Annotated in this window: 22 protein-coding genes; 16 read left to right on the top strand and 6 right to left on the bottom strand. The window is 37.4% G+C overall.

From position 1 onward, the window contains the following. Positions 1–7 precede the first annotated feature (7 nt). From FS608_RS18820 to FS608_RS18840, 5 genes are read left to right on the top strand one after another with little or no spacing between them, the layout of a single operon-like run. On the top strand, positions 8–787 hold the full coding sequence (locus FS608_RS18820) for an SDR family oxidoreductase (RefSeq protein ID WP_144553861.1): 780 nt from the start codon (positions 8–10) through the stop codon (positions 785–787). Between the two features lie 37 nt (positions 788–824). Beyond that, complete coding sequence (locus FS608_RS18825) at positions 825–1,298, top strand: hypothetical protein (protein ID WP_144553863.1); 474 nt, start codon at positions 825–827, stop codon at positions 1,296–1,298. Further along, positions 1,282–1,905, top strand: a complete 624-nt coding sequence (locus FS608_RS18830; protein ID WP_144553865.1) for a hypothetical protein — start codon at positions 1,282–1,284, stop codon at positions 1,903–1,905. Before FS608_RS18825 ends, FS608_RS18830 begins: the two co-directional genes overlap by 17 nt. A 22-nt stretch (positions 1,906–1,927) precedes the next feature. Continuing rightward, a complete protein-coding gene (locus tag FS608_RS18835) occupies positions 1,928–2,494 on the top strand; it encodes a polyhydroxyalkanoate biosynthesis repressor PhaR (RefSeq protein WP_144553867.1) in 567 nt (188 codons plus the stop codon). 20 nt (positions 2,495–2,514) lie between these two features. Continuing rightward, on the top strand, positions 2,515–3,585 hold the full coding sequence (locus FS608_RS18840) for an alpha/beta fold hydrolase (protein ID WP_144553869.1): 1,071 nt from the start codon (positions 2,515–2,517) through the stop codon (positions 3,583–3,585). A gap of 71 nt (positions 3,586–3,656) precedes the next feature. On the opposite strand, the gene FS608_RS18845 is transcribed toward FS608_RS18840, so the two are convergent. Next, positions 3,657–4,439, bottom strand: a complete 783-nt coding sequence (locus FS608_RS18845) for an alpha/beta fold hydrolase (RefSeq protein ID WP_395947791.1) — start codon at positions 4,437–4,439, stop codon at positions 3,657–3,659. Between the two features lie 280 nt (positions 4,440–4,719). Between FS608_RS18845 and FS608_RS18850 the strand changes: the two genes are divergently transcribed. Beyond that, positions 4,720–5,862: a sensor histidine kinase gene (locus FS608_RS18850; RefSeq protein ID WP_144553873.1), complete on the top strand. Its 1,143-nt coding sequence runs from the start codon at positions 4,720–4,722 to the stop codon at positions 5,860–5,862. Next, entirely contained in the window at positions 5,855–6,454 is a 600-nt protein-coding gene (locus FS608_RS18855; protein ID WP_144553875.1) for a response regulator transcription factor, read from the top strand. Before FS608_RS18850 ends, FS608_RS18855 begins: the two co-directional genes overlap by 8 nt. 73 nt (positions 6,455–6,527) lie before the next feature. Here the strand turns inward: FS608_RS18855 and FS608_RS18860 are convergent, their stop codons facing one another. Next, complete coding sequence (locus FS608_RS18860) at positions 6,528–7,376, bottom strand: alpha/beta fold hydrolase (RefSeq protein ID WP_144553877.1); 849 nt, start codon at positions 7,374–7,376, stop codon at positions 6,528–6,530. Between the two features lie 265 nt (positions 7,377–7,641). On the opposite strand from FS608_RS18860, the gene FS608_RS18865 reads away from it, so the two are divergent. The 3 genes from FS608_RS18865 (at position 7,642) to FS608_RS18875 (ending at position 9,736) form a co-directional block, all read left to right on the top strand. After that, positions 7,642–8,550 carry an ABC transporter ATP-binding protein gene (locus tag FS608_RS18865; RefSeq protein ID WP_144553879.1) on the top strand — a complete coding sequence of 303 codons (909 nt, stop codon included), beginning with the start codon at positions 7,642–7,644 and terminating at the stop codon, positions 8,548–8,550. Further along, positions 8,543–9,385, top strand: coding sequence for an ABC transporter permease subunit (locus tag FS608_RS18870; protein ID WP_144553882.1), 843 nt, complete (start codon positions 8,543–8,545; stop codon positions 9,383–9,385). The genes FS608_RS18865 and FS608_RS18870 overlap by 8 nt, the downstream gene beginning before the upstream one ends. A 156-nt stretch (positions 9,386–9,541) precedes the next feature. After that, positions 9,542–9,736 carry an IDEAL domain-containing protein gene (locus FS608_RS18875; RefSeq protein ID WP_026566206.1) on the top strand — a complete coding sequence of 65 codons (195 nt, stop codon included), beginning with the start codon at positions 9,542–9,544 and terminating at the stop codon, positions 9,734–9,736. Between the two features lie 185 nt (positions 9,737–9,921). On the opposite strand, the gene FS608_RS18880 is transcribed toward FS608_RS18875, so the two are convergent. The 4 genes from FS608_RS18880 to FS608_RS18895 form a co-directional block, all read right to left on the bottom strand. Next, positions 9,922–10,626 (bottom strand): PepSY domain-containing protein, encoded by a 705-nt coding sequence (locus FS608_RS18880; RefSeq protein ID WP_144553884.1) that lies wholly within the window; start codon positions 10,624–10,626, stop codon positions 9,922–9,924. 116 nt (positions 10,627–10,742) lie between these two features. Beyond that, positions 10,743–11,645, bottom strand: a complete 903-nt coding sequence (locus FS608_RS18885; RefSeq protein ID WP_144553886.1) for a PepSY domain-containing protein — start codon at positions 11,643–11,645, stop codon at positions 10,743–10,745. Between the two features lie 69 nt (positions 11,646–11,714). Continuing rightward, entirely contained in the window at positions 11,715–13,076 is a 1,362-nt protein-coding gene (locus FS608_RS18890) for a HAMP domain-containing sensor histidine kinase (protein ID WP_144553888.1), read from the bottom strand. After that, entirely contained in the window at positions 13,073–13,774 is a 702-nt protein-coding gene (locus FS608_RS18895) for a response regulator transcription factor (RefSeq protein WP_144553890.1), read from the bottom strand. Before FS608_RS18895 ends, FS608_RS18890 begins: the two co-directional genes overlap by 4 nt. 210 nt (positions 13,775–13,984) lie before the next feature. On the opposite strand from FS608_RS18895, the gene pabB reads away from it, so the two are divergent. From pabB to FS608_RS18925, 6 genes are all read left to right on the top strand, one after another. After that, complete coding sequence (gene pabB, locus FS608_RS18900; RefSeq protein WP_144553892.1) at positions 13,985–15,376, top strand: aminodeoxychorismate synthase, component I; 1,392 nt, start codon at positions 13,985–13,987, stop codon at positions 15,374–15,376. A 5-nt stretch (positions 15,377–15,381) separates the two neighbouring features. Next, positions 15,382–15,975: an aminodeoxychorismate/anthranilate synthase component II gene (gene pabA, locus FS608_RS18905; RefSeq protein ID WP_144553894.1), complete on the top strand. Its 594-nt coding sequence runs from the start codon at positions 15,382–15,384 to the stop codon at positions 15,973–15,975. Between the two features lie 2 nt (positions 15,976–15,977). Beyond that, positions 15,978–16,844, top strand: coding sequence for an aminodeoxychorismate lyase (gene pabC / locus FS608_RS18910; protein WP_144553896.1), 867 nt, complete (start codon positions 15,978–15,980; stop codon positions 16,842–16,844). 2 nt (positions 16,845–16,846) lie between these two features. Further along, positions 16,847–17,617 carry a nucleotidyltransferase domain-containing protein gene (locus FS608_RS18915; protein ID WP_144553898.1) on the top strand — a complete coding sequence of 257 codons (771 nt, stop codon included), beginning with the start codon at positions 16,847–16,849 and terminating at the stop codon, positions 17,615–17,617. Positions 17,618–17,790: 173 nt separating this feature from the next. Beyond that, positions 17,791–18,369: a YdhK family protein gene (locus FS608_RS18920; RefSeq protein WP_144553900.1), complete on the top strand. Its 579-nt coding sequence runs from the start codon at positions 17,791–17,793 to the stop codon at positions 18,367–18,369. A 30-nt stretch (positions 18,370–18,399) separates the two neighbouring features. Then, complete coding sequence (locus FS608_RS18925; RefSeq protein ID WP_144553902.1) at positions 18,400–19,134, top strand: urease accessory protein UreH domain-containing protein; 735 nt, start codon at positions 18,400–18,402, stop codon at positions 19,132–19,134. The last annotated feature ends 154 nt before the right edge of the window (positions 19,135–19,288 follow it).

The raw sequence follows: 19,288 nt of genomic DNA on the forward strand, positions 1-19,288 counted from the left end.
GAAAGCAGTGAATACTCAAGAGCTTTTTAGTTTAAAAGGCAAAACTGCCATTATTACAGGCGGTGGAAGAGGCTTAGGGCAGCAAATTGCAACCGCTTATGCAGAAGCAGGCGCAAATGTGGTAGTATGCTCTAGAAATCTAGATGCTTGCCAACAATTCACAGAAACACTGCAGGAGAAAGGGATTCGGGCAAAAGCGTTAAAATGTGATGTAGCCAATCCTAGTGATATCCAACTCGTGGTCGATGAAACCATGAAGGAATTTGGCCGGATTGATATTTTGGTTAATAACAGTGGTACCAGCTGGGGAGCACCTGCTCTAGACATGCCTGAAGATAAATGGGACAAGGTGATGGATATCAACTTAAAGGCGGTTTTCCTATTTTCTCAGGCAGTTGGAAAAATTATGGTCGAGCAAAAATCCGGCAAAATTATTAATATTGCCTCAATCGCAGGTATGGGTGGACAAGACCCCTTAGTGATGGATGCAATTGGGTATTCAGCAAGCAAAGGTGCGGTCATTACCTTAACAAAGGATTTAGCCGTAAAACTGGCACCGTATAATGTCCATGTCAATGCCATTGCTCCGGGGTTTTTCCCAACAAAAATGGCTAAAGCAATTCTGGACCACTCAGGTGAAAAAATTCTTGAGCGTACACCTGCAGGGCGCTTTGGTTCAGATGATGACATAAAAGGTCCAGCACTATTTTTAGCCTCAAATGCTTCTAACTATGTTTATGGTCATGTACTAGTTGTTGACGGTGGGGCAACTGCCAGTGTAAGTTAAATAGTAGATACTGGCTAATTAGTTAAGAGGGATGTACATGGAGTCCACGCATCAAGATAGAGATTCTTTTTATAAAAAAATAGAAACAGAAATGAATAAGAGAATCCATGCCTGCACAAATAACAGAAAATTCACCATTGCATTTGGAAAAGCAATGGAAGCACATGTGAAGCAGTTAAAAATCCACAGAAGATATACAACCAGAAGGTTAAAACAGTTTGACCTTCCAAATAAAGATGAAATAAGTGCTATTTCTGTAAGAATTGTAGATTATGAGGGAAAGTTAGATCTTTTGGATGAATCCATCTATTGGATGAACAAAAGACAGCAAGAGAACCGGAACAAGTTAAAAATGATTCGTGAATCATGGGAAGCCTTGCAAGCTATTTTGGAAAAGGAAGCAGGGGAAATCCACGCTTGTAAACTAAAAAGCTTGGAAGATGAGTTAATAGAGTTAAAACAATTATTTGATTTGAATTTGGAGGAGAAAAACCATGACGAAAAAAACTGAAAAAGTATTAGAATTAGAAAATCAAGAAGTAGAGGTTGACGAGGAACAGGATTCATCAAGCTTAGATCTGCTTTGGAAATTAGGATTTAATGAATTAGATGCATGGGAAGAGCGCTTAAATAAACGAGATACACTTTTCTTGGAAGCAGTCAAGAACTACGTGGAAAAGCTTAAACAGAATCAGGAAAATGCCATCACCATTTCGGCGCAATTTGGGATGGAACTAAAAGAGTGGGAAAAGGGAGCACGCGAAGAATTACTTATGACAACGACTCCACTACAGCAATTCTTTCCAGTGAAATCATATGAAGAAATTAACAAAGTTGTTGAAGATATTCAAAATAAAACAGCTCATTTATTATTAACCCCAACTCAAGCATTAATTACAGGACAACTAGATGCCTTAGATAAATATGTAGAAACCGTTGAACAGTATATCGCTTATCGGAAAAATGGCAGAGAAAAATATATTGAGAGTGTTAAGAAAACAAGCAATGTTTTATATGAAAATCAAAAAGTATTTGTAAATATGTTTGCTAAGCAAGTGAAATCTGCAATTCTGCCGTTTCAAAATTATATGAAGAATGCAACCGATCAATCTAAATAATGAAAAAATAGGAGTGGAAGTAATGTCTGGTAAAAAACCTTACGATCCATTTGAATCCTTTCATAAGCTTAGTCTTTTATGGGAAAAACAGATAAATGATTTTATCTATCATTGGACGGATAACAAGGATTTCATAAAAATGTCTAATACCGGAACAGAAATTAATTCTCGTTATCTTGAGACATTCAAAAAGAATCAGGAAGCACTTGCAGGTGTTTTGAATTTACCAACTAAAAATGATATAGCTAATGTTGCAACATTAACGGTCCAAGCTGAGGAAAAAATTGAAGCTCTTGAGGAACAAATCTGGGATTTGCAGGATACCATTAAGTCACAGAACAAAGAAATCGAGAGTGTTGTGGAAATTTCAAAAGAAATCATTAAATTAACAAAGCAGCTTAAAACAGAGTTAGTAAAAACGAAAAAAGAGCAAATAGAGACAAAAGAATTAAAGGCAGAACTCCAAGAAATGAAGTTTGAGTTAATGAAATTAACTAACTTTAAAGAAGAATTCGAGTCAATAAAAGGTCTTCTTGAAAAGAACAAAGAAGTGGATCGAGAGTTGGCAGGATCAGGGACATCGAAATAAAATGAAATGGAGGGGTGAGCTTGGCAACAGAAACACCTTTCAAGGGGAGCATTCCAGAGTTTGATTATCAAAAAGAAATGGAGCGCTGGGCCAATGTGGTTAAACTTTTATCTGAACCTGAACCCAAGGTTGCTCAGACTCCAAGGACTGAAGTATGGAGAAAAAATAAATCAGTTTTATGGCATTATCCTGCCAAACAAAAAAAGTATGAGATTCCATTATTTTTTGTGTATTCGCTTTTTAATAAACCATACATTTTAGATATTGACCCAAAGAAGAGTGTGATAAAAAACTTAACTGACATGGGCTATGAAGTGTATTTATTGGATTGGGGTACACCAGGATATGAAGACAAAAAGATTGGTATCGACACTTATGTTGAAAAGTATCTAAAAACAGCTGTAAAGAGGGCCATTCGCCATTCCGAAGCGGAGGAAATTACACTCGTTGGATATTGTTTAGGCGGTACGATTGCCTCTATCTACGCATCTGTAGCCGAAGAACCAATAAAAAATTTAATCGTAGCTACGGTTCCTATTGATTTCAGTACGTTTGTAGGGCCGGAAAAATGGGTGGAAGGTCTCAAAAATGGAGATATTAATCTCGATCATTTTCTAGATGTTTATGGGGTTGTACCCCCTAAATATGTGGAATTGATGTTTAGAGCTATTGGATCGCCAATTTATTTTACCAATTATACCATGCTCTTAAATCGGGCCCATGATCACCGTTATGTTGAAAAGTGGCGTCGGATGAATAAATGGACACTTGATCAAGTACCTTTTGCTGGTGAAGCCTATAAACAATTTGTAAATGAATTTGTTAAGGGTAACAAGCTGATTAAAGGGGAGTTCATGGTTGGGAATAAACCCGCTGATTTGAAGAATATTCGTGCCAATCTATTCGTAGTCTCAGGGTCTAGAGACAATTTAGTTTTGGAAGAGCAAAGTAAACCAATTATGGATTTAGTAACGAGTGAAGATAAAACATACGTTTGCGTTGAATCAGGGCATGTTGGTCTTGCATTATCTGGATTATTTGCAGGAATTGTTGATCAATGGGCATCTAGTCGTTCCCACCCGCTTTTTTAATTATAGTTTGGGACAAGGAAATATATATTTTAGTAGGGCAAGTTAGGAGAGGAAGGATAATCCCTCTACTCCTAACTTGCCCTTTTATGTTTGTTTAAAAATGTTCTCAGAACCTTGTTGAATTCATCCTTTGCCTCTAATTTGGCAACATGGCCAGTGTTCCTGAATATGACAAACTCAGAGTGACGAATTTGTTTATGCATTAAGTACTGAACCCAAACAGGAATAACTGAATCGTATTGACCGCCAATAATTAAGGTAGGCACTTTAATCTGTGGGAGTAAGGTTAAGTTATTTACTTGTAAACAAGCCTCCATGGATTTAAAGAAGAATTCACGGTTTGGTTTGTAAAATTTGGAGAAGGTCTCGATATTTTCCTTGCTCCAAGAATAAAGACAAATCTTTGCGGACCTTTCTGTAATCGCTTTAGGAGAGTTATTTTCTGCTCGGGCTTTCCGGTACTTTAAAAAAAGATTTCCGAGTAGCATTGGAGCATAATGGTAAGTGCTCACAAGCATTAAAGACTGGCACATCCCAGGTGCTTGCCGATAAATTTCTTGCGCAACCATTCCACCCATCGATAATCCGCATATATGTGCGCTTTCAATTCCCAGTTCTTTTAATAGACTAATTACATCATCTGCAAAGTTTTTTATGGAAATCTCTCCAGGAGTAGTGTAGTCTCCATGTCCCCGTAAATCAGGAATGATTAAGTCATACTGATTCGCAAATTCAAACTGGTTTGCCCAACCCTCCTTCACTTCACCTAGACCATGAATGAAAACTAAAGGTTCACCTGCACCAAGCCGCAAATAAGGAATTCCGGAGTAACTTTTGAATATTTCACTCAACATTCATTCCTCCTAGTTGTATAATAACAACTGTTATATCCAATATTTGAATGGTGTAAACGGGTATAAAAGTATGATTGTTTTATTATATATGGAATTGTGGGAAAATATTACATATGGGTGTAAAGTACATATATCTGAGTTACTTGTCTCAAAAGAAGTATATTGTTGTGTATGAATAGAGAAAATTTTTAACTAAAATGGTGCTGTATTGGAGTTCAACTTGACAATTTTGAGTTATGATAAAAGGATGAAAGATGTTAAGTGAAAATGAGGTTCCCTTATGATAAAAAAGTATCTTACATTTCAAAAAAATAATGGAATTGCTCCATATATTTGGACGGTTCTTGGCATTTTACCGTTTTACTTTATTTTTCAATCCCCCTCAACCATTGAAATAATAGTGGGGATACTACTCACATTATTATTCTTTATTCTTTACCGAATTGCGTTTTTATCTAAAGGCTGGCCCGTCTATCTATGGACGTTGATCCTGATTGGTATATCGATCACTGCCACAAGTCTTTTCAGTTATGTTTACTTTGCTTTTTTTCTCGCTTATTTTATCGGCAATATCAAAGAAAGAATCGCTTTTTTAACGTTGTATTTTATTCATTTGTTTAGTACTTCTGTGTCTATTAACTTCAGTATTGTCATGCAAGAAAAATTATTTCTGCAGCAATTGCCCTTTGTCATTATCATTTGGATTAGTGTCATCCTCCTCCCGTTTAGCATCCATAACAGGAAAGAACGAGGTCAGTTAGAAGAAAAGTTACTGGATGCAAACAAACGGATTTCAGAGTTAGTTAAAATAGAGGAAAGGCAGCGGATCGCCCGGGACCTTCATGATACCCTCGGACAAAAGCTTTCACTTATTGGGTTGAAAACGGATTTAGCCAGAAAGTTAATTTCTAAAGATCCTGACCAAGCACGTAATGAAATGAAGGATGTGCAGCAAACGGCCCGAACCGCATTAAGTGAGGTACGTAAGATGGTATCATCCATGCGAGGGATCCGCTTGAGGGACGAAATTGTCCGTGTGGAACAAATCCTTCATGCTGCCGAAATTAATTTGATCAAAGAAGGAGATTTTACTCCAGCAAAAGTTACGTTGTTAACAGAAAACATTCTAAGCATGTGTATGAAAGAAGCAGTAAATAATGTTGTCAAACACAGTGGTGCGAAATCTTGCTTCATAACTATTATTCAGTCAATGCAGGAATTGGTCCTGACAATTCGTGATGATGGTGATTTTAAGGAAGAGCAAGAAAAGTTGAAAGAAGGCCATGGACTGATTGGTATGAAAGAGCGCTTGGAATTTATTAATGGGAGTCTGGAAGTTTTGACAAAAGAAGGAACCACATTAATCATAAGAGTACCAAAAGATGTTAAACCAGGGATGGAAAAGGAGGAGAAAAATGATTAAAATCGTGATTGCTGAAGACCAGCAAATGCTATTAGGTGCCTTTGGTTCACTTCTTAATTTGGAAGAAGACATGGAGGTGGTCGGAAAGGCATCAAATGGTGAAGAAGCCGTGGCACTCGTAAAAAAATTTCAGCCTGATGTTTGTATTATGGATATCGAAATGCCTGGTAAGAGCGGTCTAGAGGCAGCAGAAGAACTAAAGGGGCTGGGCTGTAAAGTAATCATACTAACAACTTTTGCTAGAACAGGTTATTTTCAACGAGCGTTGAAGGCAGGAGTAAACGGGTATTTGTTAAAAGACAGTCCGAGTGAAGAGTTGGCAAGTTCTATCCGTAGTGTTATGTCAGGAAGACGAATTTATGCACCAGAACTTATGGATGATGTGTATGGCGAGGAAAACCCATTAACAGACAGGGAAAAAGAGGTATTAGAGCTCGTTGCGGATGGTAAAAATACAAAGGAAATCGCAGAAGAGCTTAGTATCAAGACAGGAACCGTCAGAAACTACATCTCAATTATCCTCGACAAACTTGAAGTAAAAAACCGTATCGAGGCAATTACTCAATCCAAAGAAAAAGGCTGGTTTAAATAAGGAGTGAATGAACGGTGTCAGGCACCGTTCATTTTTTGTTTCTTCGTAGACCAAATCCAGTACCAAACGGCAGCTAAGCTTCAACTGCCGTTTGGTATTTATCAATAAAATCTTTGATATAATCAAAAACTTCCCTAGGACGTTCTTCAGGGAGGGCATGTCCAGAATCTTTTAAAACAATGAGCTCTGAGTTGGTTAAATCCTTATTTAACTTCTCACCAATATTAAGTGGCATTGATTTATCATGATCCCCCCATAGTAATAAACAAGGTGTTTTTATTTGATTAAGAATTTGGGCTGGCAGGTCTCCTTCACGATCACGAATCATCCTTGTAAGAGCCACAAAAATTTCATCCGTTAAAAACGGTTGTAAGTAACCGTTAATCATTTCATCATTAATGATGGCGTGATTATAAAGTGCGTCCTGAAGATTCTTCTTTACCCCTGTCCGAGCAAACCAATATTTTACGAAAAGATGGAAATAGGGTAGGTAACTTGTAAGAATCAAAGGCAATTTTGAGCGTTTGAGATAAGCTGAACTGCAGAGAAGAATAGCTTTGTCCGCGAGTTCTGGCATCATATGGAGGATATTTAAAACAATTTGTCCACCCATAGAATGGCCAATAAATGTCATTTTTTTAAGCCCTAATGATTCCGTAAGCTGGATTACTGTTTGGGCTAAATTTTTGTAGGAATATACATAGCGGTTACATTTAGCACTTTTCCCAAATGGGGGAAGATCAATCGATAGAACCTGGTACTCTTTTTTCAATAAAGAAATTAAATGGCGAAATGTGAAGGTGGAAGAAAGGAAGCCATGTAATAAAACAAACGTTTTTTCAGATGTGTGATTAGGATAGAACTCGTAATAAACATTAATGTTATTTACCGGTTGATAACCTGCCAAGACGGTTTGTTCCATCAAGATCTCTCACCTACTCCGTTAATAAAATAGATGAGTATAATGTTCCCTAAATATCGGTACATACACAAAAAATAATGCCAAAATAAAAACCCATTAATATCAGCAATTTATATAAATTTCGAAATAACAGTACAAACCACCCATAACAATCTGATAAAATTTAATAAAAATGGTTATTTTTGGTGAGTTATCCGTCCGTCGTGGAAAAACTGAGAGAGTGTCTTTTGATGGTGCCTGACACCAAAATTAGGGGGAATGTAGGTTGGCAATTATTGAAGCGTTCGATGTGAATAAGGATTTTAATGGGCGTGATATTTTAAAGGGTGTTTCTTTTTCGATTAAGGAAGGTAGTATTATTGGTCTGCTTGGACCAAATGGGGCTGGGAAGACAACGATGATTCGTTTGTTAAATGGAGTCATTAATGCTACGAGCGGTAAGATGAAGGTAATGGGGTATGATCCTCAAACACAGGGTGATGAAATCAGAAAGAGGGCGGGGATTGTAACAGAGAGTGCTGCTTTGTACCATGACATGAGTGCTTGGGACAATCTGGTCTTTTTTTCTAAAATCTATAATGCATATGACCCAAAGCGTATCACTCATCTGCTTGAGCAATTTGAAATGATTGAGAAGAAGGACCAATTGGTGGGCACGTTTTCAACAGGGATGAAAAAAAGAATTACCCTTGCAAAGGCGTTGCTCCATAAACCAGCTCTTTTATTCCTGGATGAACCCACAAATGGTTTGGATCCTGAAGGGATAAACGATGTGATTCATTACCTGAAAAAAGTAAATAAGCAAGAAAAGGTCACGATCGTCATTTGTTCACATGTCCTGCATCAACTAGAGACTATATGTGATTCATTCTTATTTTTAAAGGGTGGACAAATCGTTGAGGAGGGAACTAGAGGCGAATTAGAGGATCGATATTTAACAGAGGTTACCCTATTGGTTGAAACTGGTCTCTTGCCAATCGACTCCAAGACATATAAGGGCTTTGCTTACATTAGAAAAGATCGGCATAATATTGAGTTTCAACTTCCCTCAAAAAATGAAATTCCAGGTCTACTCAAGAGTATTCTGAGTGAAACATGGATTCATTCGTGTGAAATTACTAATAGAAGTTTAGAGTCATTATATTTTAAAATAAGGGGTGAAAAGCATGAATAAGAACATTATTGCTGCCGTCGCTCAGAAAGATATTAAAAACACTTTTTCTTCCAAAAAGATATGGGTACCAATGATCATCCTTCCTTTACTTCTATGCATTTTACTCCCAGCAATATTTGCTTATGTTGGTCTAAATACAGAATTAATTGGGGATTCCTCTAAGGATTTAGAAAAACCAATCAATGCCATCATCAAAAATTTTCCGAATGAGGAGCTAAGAAATACCTTAGCTGCACTTCCGACACTAGGATACAAATCGGTTTATTTTTTCTTAAACTTTATGATTATCCCGTTTTTTTTAATGACTGCTATTATAAATTCTATGGTTACTTCTTCGAACAGCTTTGCAGGGGAGAAGGAGAGAAATACATTGGAAACATTATTATTTGCTCCAATCACAGTTTCTGAATTGTTTTTTGGCAAGGTGATTGCTTCCTTCATCCCTACTATAGTCATAACATTTTTGGCTTTTTTACTTAATGCCGTGATTGTAAATCTAATTACTTATCGAATTTTTAATGAAATTTTATTTTTAAATTCAACCTGGTTGCTTTTAATGTTTTGGGTGATCCCAGCCTTAGTAATCTTTAATATTGTTTTGAATGTGCTAGTTTCCGCCAGAGTAAAATCTTTTCAGGAAGCACAACAATTTGGGGGTATTATGGTGTTACCTGTCGTCGGCCTTATTATCAGCCAAGTTAGTGGTCTGTTCTTCCTAAGTCCACTAACCTTATTCTTAATTGGAGTAGGTTTACTGGTTGCTAATGGAATCCTGCTTAAACTCATCACCAAATTTAACCAAAGAAACACCCTTTTTGAAAGCCAAATTCACTAAAATTTTCATTTGTCCGTCAAATGCGGACAAATGTCGTTATGTGGTGCCTGACACCAATCTTTTTGTAGAAAAATTATTTATATTTTTTTGAACAAAATATTTGAATTTTTAGAAAACTAACTGTATAATTAGAAAAAACGTAAGGAGTTGATTTCCATGGAAAAGAAATTACTTAATTCACCACAACATTCGGATGAGAATACAGATGCTGTTGTTGCAGAAATGTTTCTAAATAATGCCCTGCTAGAATTTAGACGGGAGAAAATCCGCAAGGAAATCGACCACACATTACTACACGGGGATAAGGAATTATTCCTAAAATTAACAGAAGAGTTAAAAAAGATTTCTTAAGTTATCGATTAACGGATTCTATTCTTTAAAAAGAAGCCTATCCAATATATGGATGGGCTTCTTTCTGTTTACATATAAAAGAGTGTCATCAACAAATATCTAATTTTTATTAATGATTCAAAAAACAAGGAACCAATCCAATAGGATTGGTTCTTTTATTGGGGGATTACTCACAAGTGATCATCTCAGTTAGTATCGTCATCGGCTTTGTTATCGTCATCACCGCTGTGTCTGTTTTGATGAGCGCCGTCATCGGCTTTGTTGTCGTCATCACCGCTGTGTCTGTTTTGATGAGCGCCGTCATCGGCTTTGTTGTCGTCATCACCGCTGTGTCTATTTTGATGAGCGCCGTCATCGGCTTTGTTGTCATCATCACCGCTGTGTCTGTTTTGATGAGCGCCGTCATCGGCTTTGTTGTCGTCATCGCCGCTATGTCTGTTTTGATGAGCGCCGTCATCGGATTTTGTATCGTCATCACTGACTTTGTCATCATCGCGCTCAACTCTGACTACTTTTCCAGTTTCAGCATCGATCCTTACTTCTGCTTCACCCGTGCTCGTGTTAAGCTCAACTTTATATTCCATTCTACCATGCTCTAATTCTTGTTCAATTTCAACTACTGTACCATTTACTTTACTAATTGCAATCTCTTTTGCTTTTTCCATAGTAATGAAATTAGCATTAGCTGCTGCTGTACTATTGCTATCATCAGCTTCTACCTTAATAGTTGTTTGACCTTGCTCCTTACCATTAACATTTCCACTTACCTTTTTATCTTCCTGATGGATAGAATCCTCAGCTCGAGTATCGCTTTTTGAAGCCCCTACTGCTACGGCCCCACCCAAGATTAATAATCCAGATAATGCACCAACAATAAATTTATTTTTCATTAATAATTCCTCCTTAGTGTTTGTTTGCTACACTAATAGAATATCCAGTGAAGATTAAAGCAAAAGGGGGAAAAACATTAGAAATTAATGAGAATTATTGATGGAACAGTGCTTACCTAGTCATCATCTTCTTTACTATCATCCTTGCCGCGCTGTTTAGAATCATCATCTTTATCATCATCTGTGCTTCGTTTCTTTGAATCATCATTTGTGTCAACATCTGTGCTAGGTTTCTTTGAATCATCATTTGTGTCATCATCTGTGCCAGGTTTCTTTGAATCACCGTTTTGCGTAGTATCATCATCACTATGATCATCCCAGGTAACAGACATCACATTGCCAGTAATCGCATGAATTTGTACAATTGCTTCTCTTTCATTCCTCGTTTTTATTTCAACAAGGTAATAGGTTTGTTTCCCGTCTGACTCCAGCCAAATCTCATCAATAGACCCATTGACTTGCTTTTTGGCAATTTCCCTGGCCTCTGCCTCTGTCAGTTTCTTATTTGTATCGTTGATTGTCGTTGAGTTCGAAGAAAGGATCTTGCCGGAGATTGCATCTACTGTGAGCGAAGTTTGGTTATTTCCTTCTTTAACCACCGCATTGTAAATCGTCTTACCATCGTTGTCCGTTTTTTCAAAAGAAGTAATGGTACCATTCACTGCACTTAAGATGATTTTTTTGATTTCCTCCTCTGATAGTGTTGTAACGGGTGGCTGATTAACAGGAGGTAACGTAGTTCCCGTTTTGGTAAACGATAAAACATTTCCACTTAATGCATCAAGCTTGATACTATAAAGAATATCTTGTTTCTCTAACTCTATATGATATTGCCCGCTCCTCAGTGTTATTTGTTTTATTTCTCCTTGATAACGTTCGAGAACAAGATTTTGAGCATCCTCTTTTGATAAAATATCGGCTGACGCATTGCTTATTCCTAACTTCTGCCAACTAATATAGAAAACGGATATCATTAATAGAAAGCTTATGAGAAGCCAAAGCCATGTTTTTTTCTTCATTCTTTCACCTCAACACGATAAAGTACCTTTATTTTCTAATATGAAGATTAGAAAATGCTGAGAAATGGATTAATTTTTAGTGTTTTTTAAAAAAAGAGTTGCCGTGGTGCCCACTCCTTCTTCACTTTCAAGTGAAATCTTGATATCAATGGCATCAGCAATTTCCTTCGCTAATGATAAGCCAAGCCCAGAACCGCCTTTTTTTCTATTTCGCGCTTTGTCAACACGATAAAATCTATCAAACACCTTCGGCAGTTCGTCAGGATGGATGCCGATTCCGTTGTCAGCCACGCTAATATATGCCACGTCTAGCTTGATTCCTAAAATTACTCTAATCGGCTCGTCACTATATTTCCGAGCATTATCAAGAAAAATAAACAGTAGCTGCTTTATTTTTTTTTCATCAGTAATAACTAATATTTGAGAATTGTTTTCTTGCTGAAAATCGATTTCTCGATTATAAGCACTTTGGAATGCCTTAATGGTTTGCTGCAATAACCCACCAAGATTTATTGGGGCTTTTTCGATATTCCATTGCTCGTGATGCTTTGCGAGTAATAACAGTTGTTCCGTCATATCTTTCATACGAACCGCTTCAGAATGAATCGCCTCAATCGATTCGGCAAAAAGCTCCGGTTCCTTTAGGCCTCTTCTTTTTAAAAGACTTGCATAGCTTTCAATAATTGTTAAAGGGGTTTTAAATTCATGGGACGCATTCGAAACAAACTGTTTTTGTTTCTCGTAATTTGTTTCAAGCAAATCAATCATATGGTTAAAGGTTTCGCCCATTTGAAAAAGTTCATCCTTTGATTTTCCCTCAAAAGTTAGCCTCTTAAAGCGTCCGCTTTGTCTTATTTCTTTCATCGTTTTGGTCATTGAGGTAACAGGCTTGGTAATTAACTTACTCAATATGAGGCTAGACACAGCCACTGGAATTAAGGCTAGAAGGGTTACCAATAGTAAGACAAGTCGCAGGATATCTAAGATATCGGTGGCAGACTTAATACTTTTTGTGATTTGGAGATTGGCCACACTACCATCTAGAAGAATAATGGGCATTGATTCGTAGGTATAGACCTTTTTTTGAAAAGTAATAAATTTACTATTTTCACCCTCCGAAAAACTAATCTTTCGACCAATTAGACTTTTCTCAGTGGGGCTTGTTACAGTAGAGCGTGCCTTGTTATCAGCTGTGACTAATTGAATCATTCCATTGACGGGTACATAAGAACGTAAAAGTTCAGCTTCAGGAATGGAGCCCAGAGATTTCCCTATGTCATTTGCGTTTTTTTCCATTTCTTTTTTTGCGGTGTGTAACTCGGTGTCAAGGATTAATTTGCTGAAGGTGAAATACACTGAAAGGTTCATAACAATTAAGAGTGCGGCAAATAACACAGCTGTATACAAATTTATCTTATTACGCAGCTTCATTTTGCTTCCTTCAATACATAGCCGACTCCACGCACGGTATGGATTAAGGATGGTTTATTCGGCTGTTCCATTTTTTTTCTGACGTAGCGAATATAGACATCGACTACATTAGTATCGCCAAAAAAGTCATAGCCCCACACCGCTCCTAAAATCTGGTCTCTATTTAACACTTGCCTTTTATGGGTCATCAAATAGACTAGCAAATCAAACTCTCTTGGGGTTAAATCAATTGCTTCCTCGCCTCTGAAAACTTCACGGGTCTGTTGATTGATTTTTAAGTCAGCGAATGTCATAAAATTTTCATCTTGAGGTTGTTGATCATGTTCGACTGCTTTTACTCTTAGAGCGGCACGGACCCGTGCTAACACTTCTTCGATTTGAAAGGGTTTTGTGATGTAATCATTTGCGCCATAATCTAATCCAGATACCTTATCCTCTACAGAGCCTTTTGCCGTTAGTAAAAGAACAGGTGTATTCTTATCATTTAACCGAATCCGCCTAAGCAGTTCAATACCGCTTATGCCTGGAAGCATGACATCAAGTAAGATTAAGTCCCATTTACTACTCTTGTATGCTTCAAATGCTTCAAGACCATCCATTACCTTCGTTACCTTATATCCTTCGTACTCAAGCTCAATCTCTAGGAGCCTGGCAATCTTTTCTTCATCCTCAACCACTAGAATCGCTTCCTTTTTCATAACTGAACCCCCTTTGGAAAATTGACTTTTACCAATTTATTACCCATTTCCACAACTAGTTCATAAATTCCTTTATTCATCATCGAAAAATTAGCGGGCAGGTTAAAAAATATAAAAAGGGTGTCAGGCACCATTCCATACAAATCGGAGTGGTGCCTGACACCCTTTTCAAGTATGATGAAAAAAGAGAAATGTTAAGGAGTGAATTTGTTGAAGAAACTTCATTTATATAGTAAGAAAATTCCTTTTACTGATTCAAGGTTTTTCAGTCAATATCGTGAACTAGCTGAGAATAGCACCCATCATGTGCTACTGGAAAGCGGCCGCGGCGGGCGTTACAGTATTGCAGCATTTCAGCCTGAGGCCATTATTAAAGGGAAGAACCATATGCTCGAGATTCACCATGAAGGCAGTGTCGAGAAACAGGAAGGAAATCCACTGCACTTATTGAAACAATATATGAGTCAATATCATGTCGATAAGATAGAAGATTTTCCTAGTTTTCTTGGAGGTGCCATTGGATACATAAGCTATGATTACGCTCGTTACATTGAAGTACTTCCAGAACTAGCATCAGATGATTTAGGAATGCCAGAAATCTACTTTTTTATTGTGAAAGAATGGTTTGTATTTGATCACAACGAAAATTTATTATGGCTTTTATTCTTAGCTGAAAATGAGGATGGGATGGAAGAAAAGATATCCTTTTGGGAAGAACAATGGTTACAAGAGTCACCCACCATTAAAGCAAAGAGGAATAATGTAAATATACCAAACAAATTAGAGGTTTCTATGACCGAAGATCAGTTTAGACAGGCTGTCAACAAGATTCAGCAATATATTGGACAAGGCGATGTATTTCAGGTGAATCTTGCTGTCCGCCAATCAAAACCGATAGAAGTAGAAGCGCTTGAAGTGTATGAACAATTAAGGTCCTTAAATCCTTCTCCATATATGGCCTATTTGCATACGCCAGACTTCCAACTTGTAAGTGGGTCTCCAGAACTTCTCGTAAAAAAAGATGGACAAGAAGTAAGTACCCGCCCGATCGCTGGTACTCGATCAAGGGGGAAAGACCACGAAGAAGACATCCAGCTGGCGAATGAATTAATTCAAAATGAAAAAGAACGAGCGGAACATGTAATGTTGGTGGATTTAGAACGCAATGACCTTGGAAGGGTATGTAAGTATGGATCAGTTGAGGTTAATGAATTTATGGTCATTGAAAAATATTCCCATGTCATGCATATTGTCTCCAATGTTAGAGGAAAATTGGCCGATGAAAAATCAAGCTTTGATATTATTGATGCAGTTTTCCCAGGTGGAACGATAACGGGTGCACCTAAAGTTCGAACAATGGAAATAATCGAGGAACTTGAGCCCGTTCAAAGGGGAATATATACCGGTTCTCTTGGCTGGATTAATTTTAGCGGTGATTTAGAATTAAACATTATTATCCGAACGATGCTCATAAAAGATGGAATGGCACATGTGCAAGCGGGGGCCGGAATTGTTATTGATTCTAATCCAAAGCATGAGTACAAAGAATCGATGAAAAAAGCAGCTGCATTATGGAAAGCGAAAGAAATGGCAGAGGAGTAAAAACAATGATATTCATGATAGATAATTACGATTCTTTTACCTTTAATTTAGTGCAATATTTAGGTGAATTGGGAGAAGAATTAGTGGTTAAGCGAAATAATCAAACATCGATTGAGGAGATTAAAGAACTACAGCCTGGATTTTTAATGGTGTCTCCAGGGCCATGCAGTCCAAATGAAGCGGGAATCAGCTTGGATGCGATTCAAGCATTCGCCGGGAAAATCCCGATATTTGGTGTGTGCCTCGGCCAACAAGCAATTGCCCAGGCTTTTAATGGAGATGTTGTTCGAGCGGAAAGACTTATGCACGGGAAAACATCCGATATGTACCATGACGGAAAGACGATTTTTCAAGGATTGCCCAACCCTTTTCCTGCTACTCGATACCATTCCCTAATCGTCAAACGAGAGACATTGCCTGAATGCTTTGAGATTTCTGCATGGACAAAAGAGGGAGAAATTATGGCAATTCGTCATAAGGAGTTACCTATTGAAGGAGTCCAGTTTCACCCCGAATCTATTTTGACTACCTCAGGAAAAGAGCTTTTGAGAAACTTTGTCCATCATTATAAAAATATCGTAATGCAAAAGGGTCATTAATTATGGTGATCTATATAAACGGAAAGTTTTTATCAAAAGAAGAGGCGATGCTTTCCCCGTTTGATCATGGTTTTTTATATGGAATGGGGTTATTTGAAACGTTCCGGGTCTATGAAGGACATCCTTTCCTGCTAGATGACCATTTAGAGCGTCTTAATCAAGGATTAGAGGTTCTAAACATCAAATATCGTTTTCAGCGTGATGAAACCAACCACATCCTGCAAGAATTATTAAAGGTAAACCATTTGAACAATGCATACCTGCGGCTAAATGTTTCGGCGGGGATAGGGGATATTGGCTTGCAAGTAGAACCGTATACTAACCCAAACATTCTTTTTTTTCCTAAACTATTACCTCAGGCAGGGGATTTAACGGAAAAAAAAGCGGTTTTATTGGAGCTGAAGCGAAACAGTCCAGAAGGAAGTGAACGTCTGAAGTCCCATCATTTTATGAATAATATCTTGGCAAAAAGAGAGATAGGACATGCTGCAGATACAGAAGGGATTTTCCTAAATGAGAAAGGGTACATAGCAGAAGGAATCGTATCTAATATCTTTTGGGTAAAAGGAAATATCGTATACACCCCTTCCGTACAAACTGGTATTTTAAATGGGATTACACGCCAGTTTGTTAGTGAGTTAGCGAAGAAACATAATCTGAGTGTAGAAGAGGGGCTTTATTCCTTGGCACACAGCCTGGAGGCCGATGAGATGTTTGTTACTAATTCCATACAAGAGATCGTCCCCATATCTACATTGGAAGGACATGAATTTCCTGGTAAACGAGGCCAAATAGTTCAACTATTGCATCGTGAATATCGCCATTATTGTAAAAGTCTGTGGTCAAGGCATGGATTAAGGAGTGAATAACCTTGAAAGAAAAAATACTCGCTGAAATCAATAAAATTGAAGAGCAATTTGAAGTGAAAATCTGTCTAGCCGTCGAATCTGGGAGCAGGGCATGGGGATTCCCATCCAAGGATAGTGATTACGATGTTCGTTTCATTTATGTCCACAAAAAGGACTGGTATCTGAGTATTGACCAAAAGCGAGAAGTAATTGAACTTCCAATTAATGACCTCCTTGATATTAATGGATGGGAATTACGAAAGGCGCTCAAACTCTTTCGAAAATCGAATCCTCCGCTAATGGAGTGGCTCCATTCGGGAATTGTCTATTATCAAGCCTTTTCATTAGTAGATCAATTAAAAGCAATTCAGAATCATGTGTTTTTACCGCAATCCGCACTTTATCATTACTTAAATATGGCAAAAGGCAATTTTCGCGATTATCTCCGCGGTGATCATGTGAAAATTAAAAAGTACTTTTATGTCCTAAGACCGGTATTAGCTTGTTTATGGATAGAAAGATACAATACAGTCCCGCCTATTGAATTTCAAATGTTAGTGGAAGATCTTCTTGAAGAGGGGCCGTTAAAGCAGGAAATCTCTATCTTGCTTGAAAGGAAAATCAGCGGCGATGAACTCAACCTTGAGCCGAAGGTTAATGCCATAAATGACTTTTTAGAAAAAGAAATCAATCGGATTGAGGAATATACGAAGACCCTTAAAGTATCTAAAGAGGATATGACCCCAATTTTGGATGATCTATTCCGAGATATTCTTGAAGAGGTTTGGGCATAATCACCTCAGTCTAAACAAATTTAAATTACTCTGTGAGCCACTTTATTTTAAAAGTGGCTCATTGTTTTATATAAATTTTAGAGATTGATAAATGTAAGAGCTATAAAAATTCATAATTTCTGCAAATTTTTGTTGTAGAATACCTTTTGAAATAAAATTTTTAGGAGGTAAATATGAAAAGTAAAAGATTGGTGTTAGGATTTGTTACTTTGGTCTTACTGTTACTGTTACTGTTGTCTGCCTGTGCTAACAGTAGTAATGAAAAGAGTTCTGATGAAAATAAAAAAATGGACCATAATAGTACGAATATGGATCATATGGAACACTCAAGTTCAGGGGAGATTCCTAGTGGTTTAAAGGAAAAAGCGAATCCAACCTATAAAGTGGGAAGTCAAGCTATTATCAATGCTGACCATATGGAAGGTATGAATGATGCTAAAGCAACAATAGTGGGAGCGTATGATACAACAGCGTACGTGGTTTCTTATACTCCGACAACAGGTGGAGAAAAAGTGAAAAACCATAAATGGGTGATTCAAGAAGAAATTAAGAATGCAGGTAGTGCATCATTAAAACCTGGAACGGAAGTTACCTTAGAAGCAGACCACATGGAAGGTATGATGGGTGCCACTGGGACAATTGATTCAGCAGTACAAACAACCGTATATATGATTGATTACACTCCGGTCGATGGAGGAGAAAAAGTTACAAATCATAAATGGGTAACAGAAAGCGAACTTTCAACCAAATAACAGGTATATATATTGATTTAAGGTGATTAAATGTACAGTATATTAAGTCAATTTAGCTCGTTTGTTAGTAGACCGTTTTCTACTATAGCCTATAGCCTAGAAACATGGCCAATAGTGTTTGCGTTTATTCTAGGACTAATTGGAGCTCTTGCACCTTGTCAGTTAACCGGAAATATTAGTGCTGTAACACTTTATGGTAACCGTTCTATTCAAAAGAAAATCGCTTGGAAGGATGTTATCTTTTTCACTTTCGGAAAAATAGTAGCATTTTCTTTATTAGGTGTTTTGGTGTGGTTGCTCGGAAGGGAATTTGAACAAAATCTTACTTTATATTTTCCGTGGCTTCGGAAGATAATGGGGCCATTATTGATTATAGTTGGGTTGTTTATGATGGGTTTTATCAAATTAACAGGAACTTTAAATCTATTAAAGGGATTAAATGAATACAAGAGTGAAAATTCATTTGGTTCTTTTATGCTAGGATTTAGTTTTTCACTTGCATTCTGTCCGACAATGTTTGTACTTTTCTTTGTCACTTTAATGCCTATCGTATTGTCTAGTGCATATGGGTTTATTCTGCCTCCAATATTTGCAATTGGAACTGCAATTCCATTATTGATTTTTATTTTTATCATTTGGTTCATCGGTGGAAGTGGAGTGATAATGAAAAAAGGGAGAAAGTTTGGATTGGTGATACAAAGGATAGCCGGGGTTCTGATGGTACTCTTAGGAATTTTTGATACATTAACTTATTGGTCTTTATAACAATATCAACACACAATGTAAAATTGTAAAGAAGAGCCATTTTGGCTCTTCCAGATTGTCGACAAAAGGGGTTCGGGATGTTTACATTCCGAACCCCTTTTGACTTTTTCACTGTTTTTCCACCTATTTTGTCAGAGGGAGACCTCTCCGAGGT

It is taken from the genome of Bacillus sp. X1(2014), assembly GCF_007678255.1.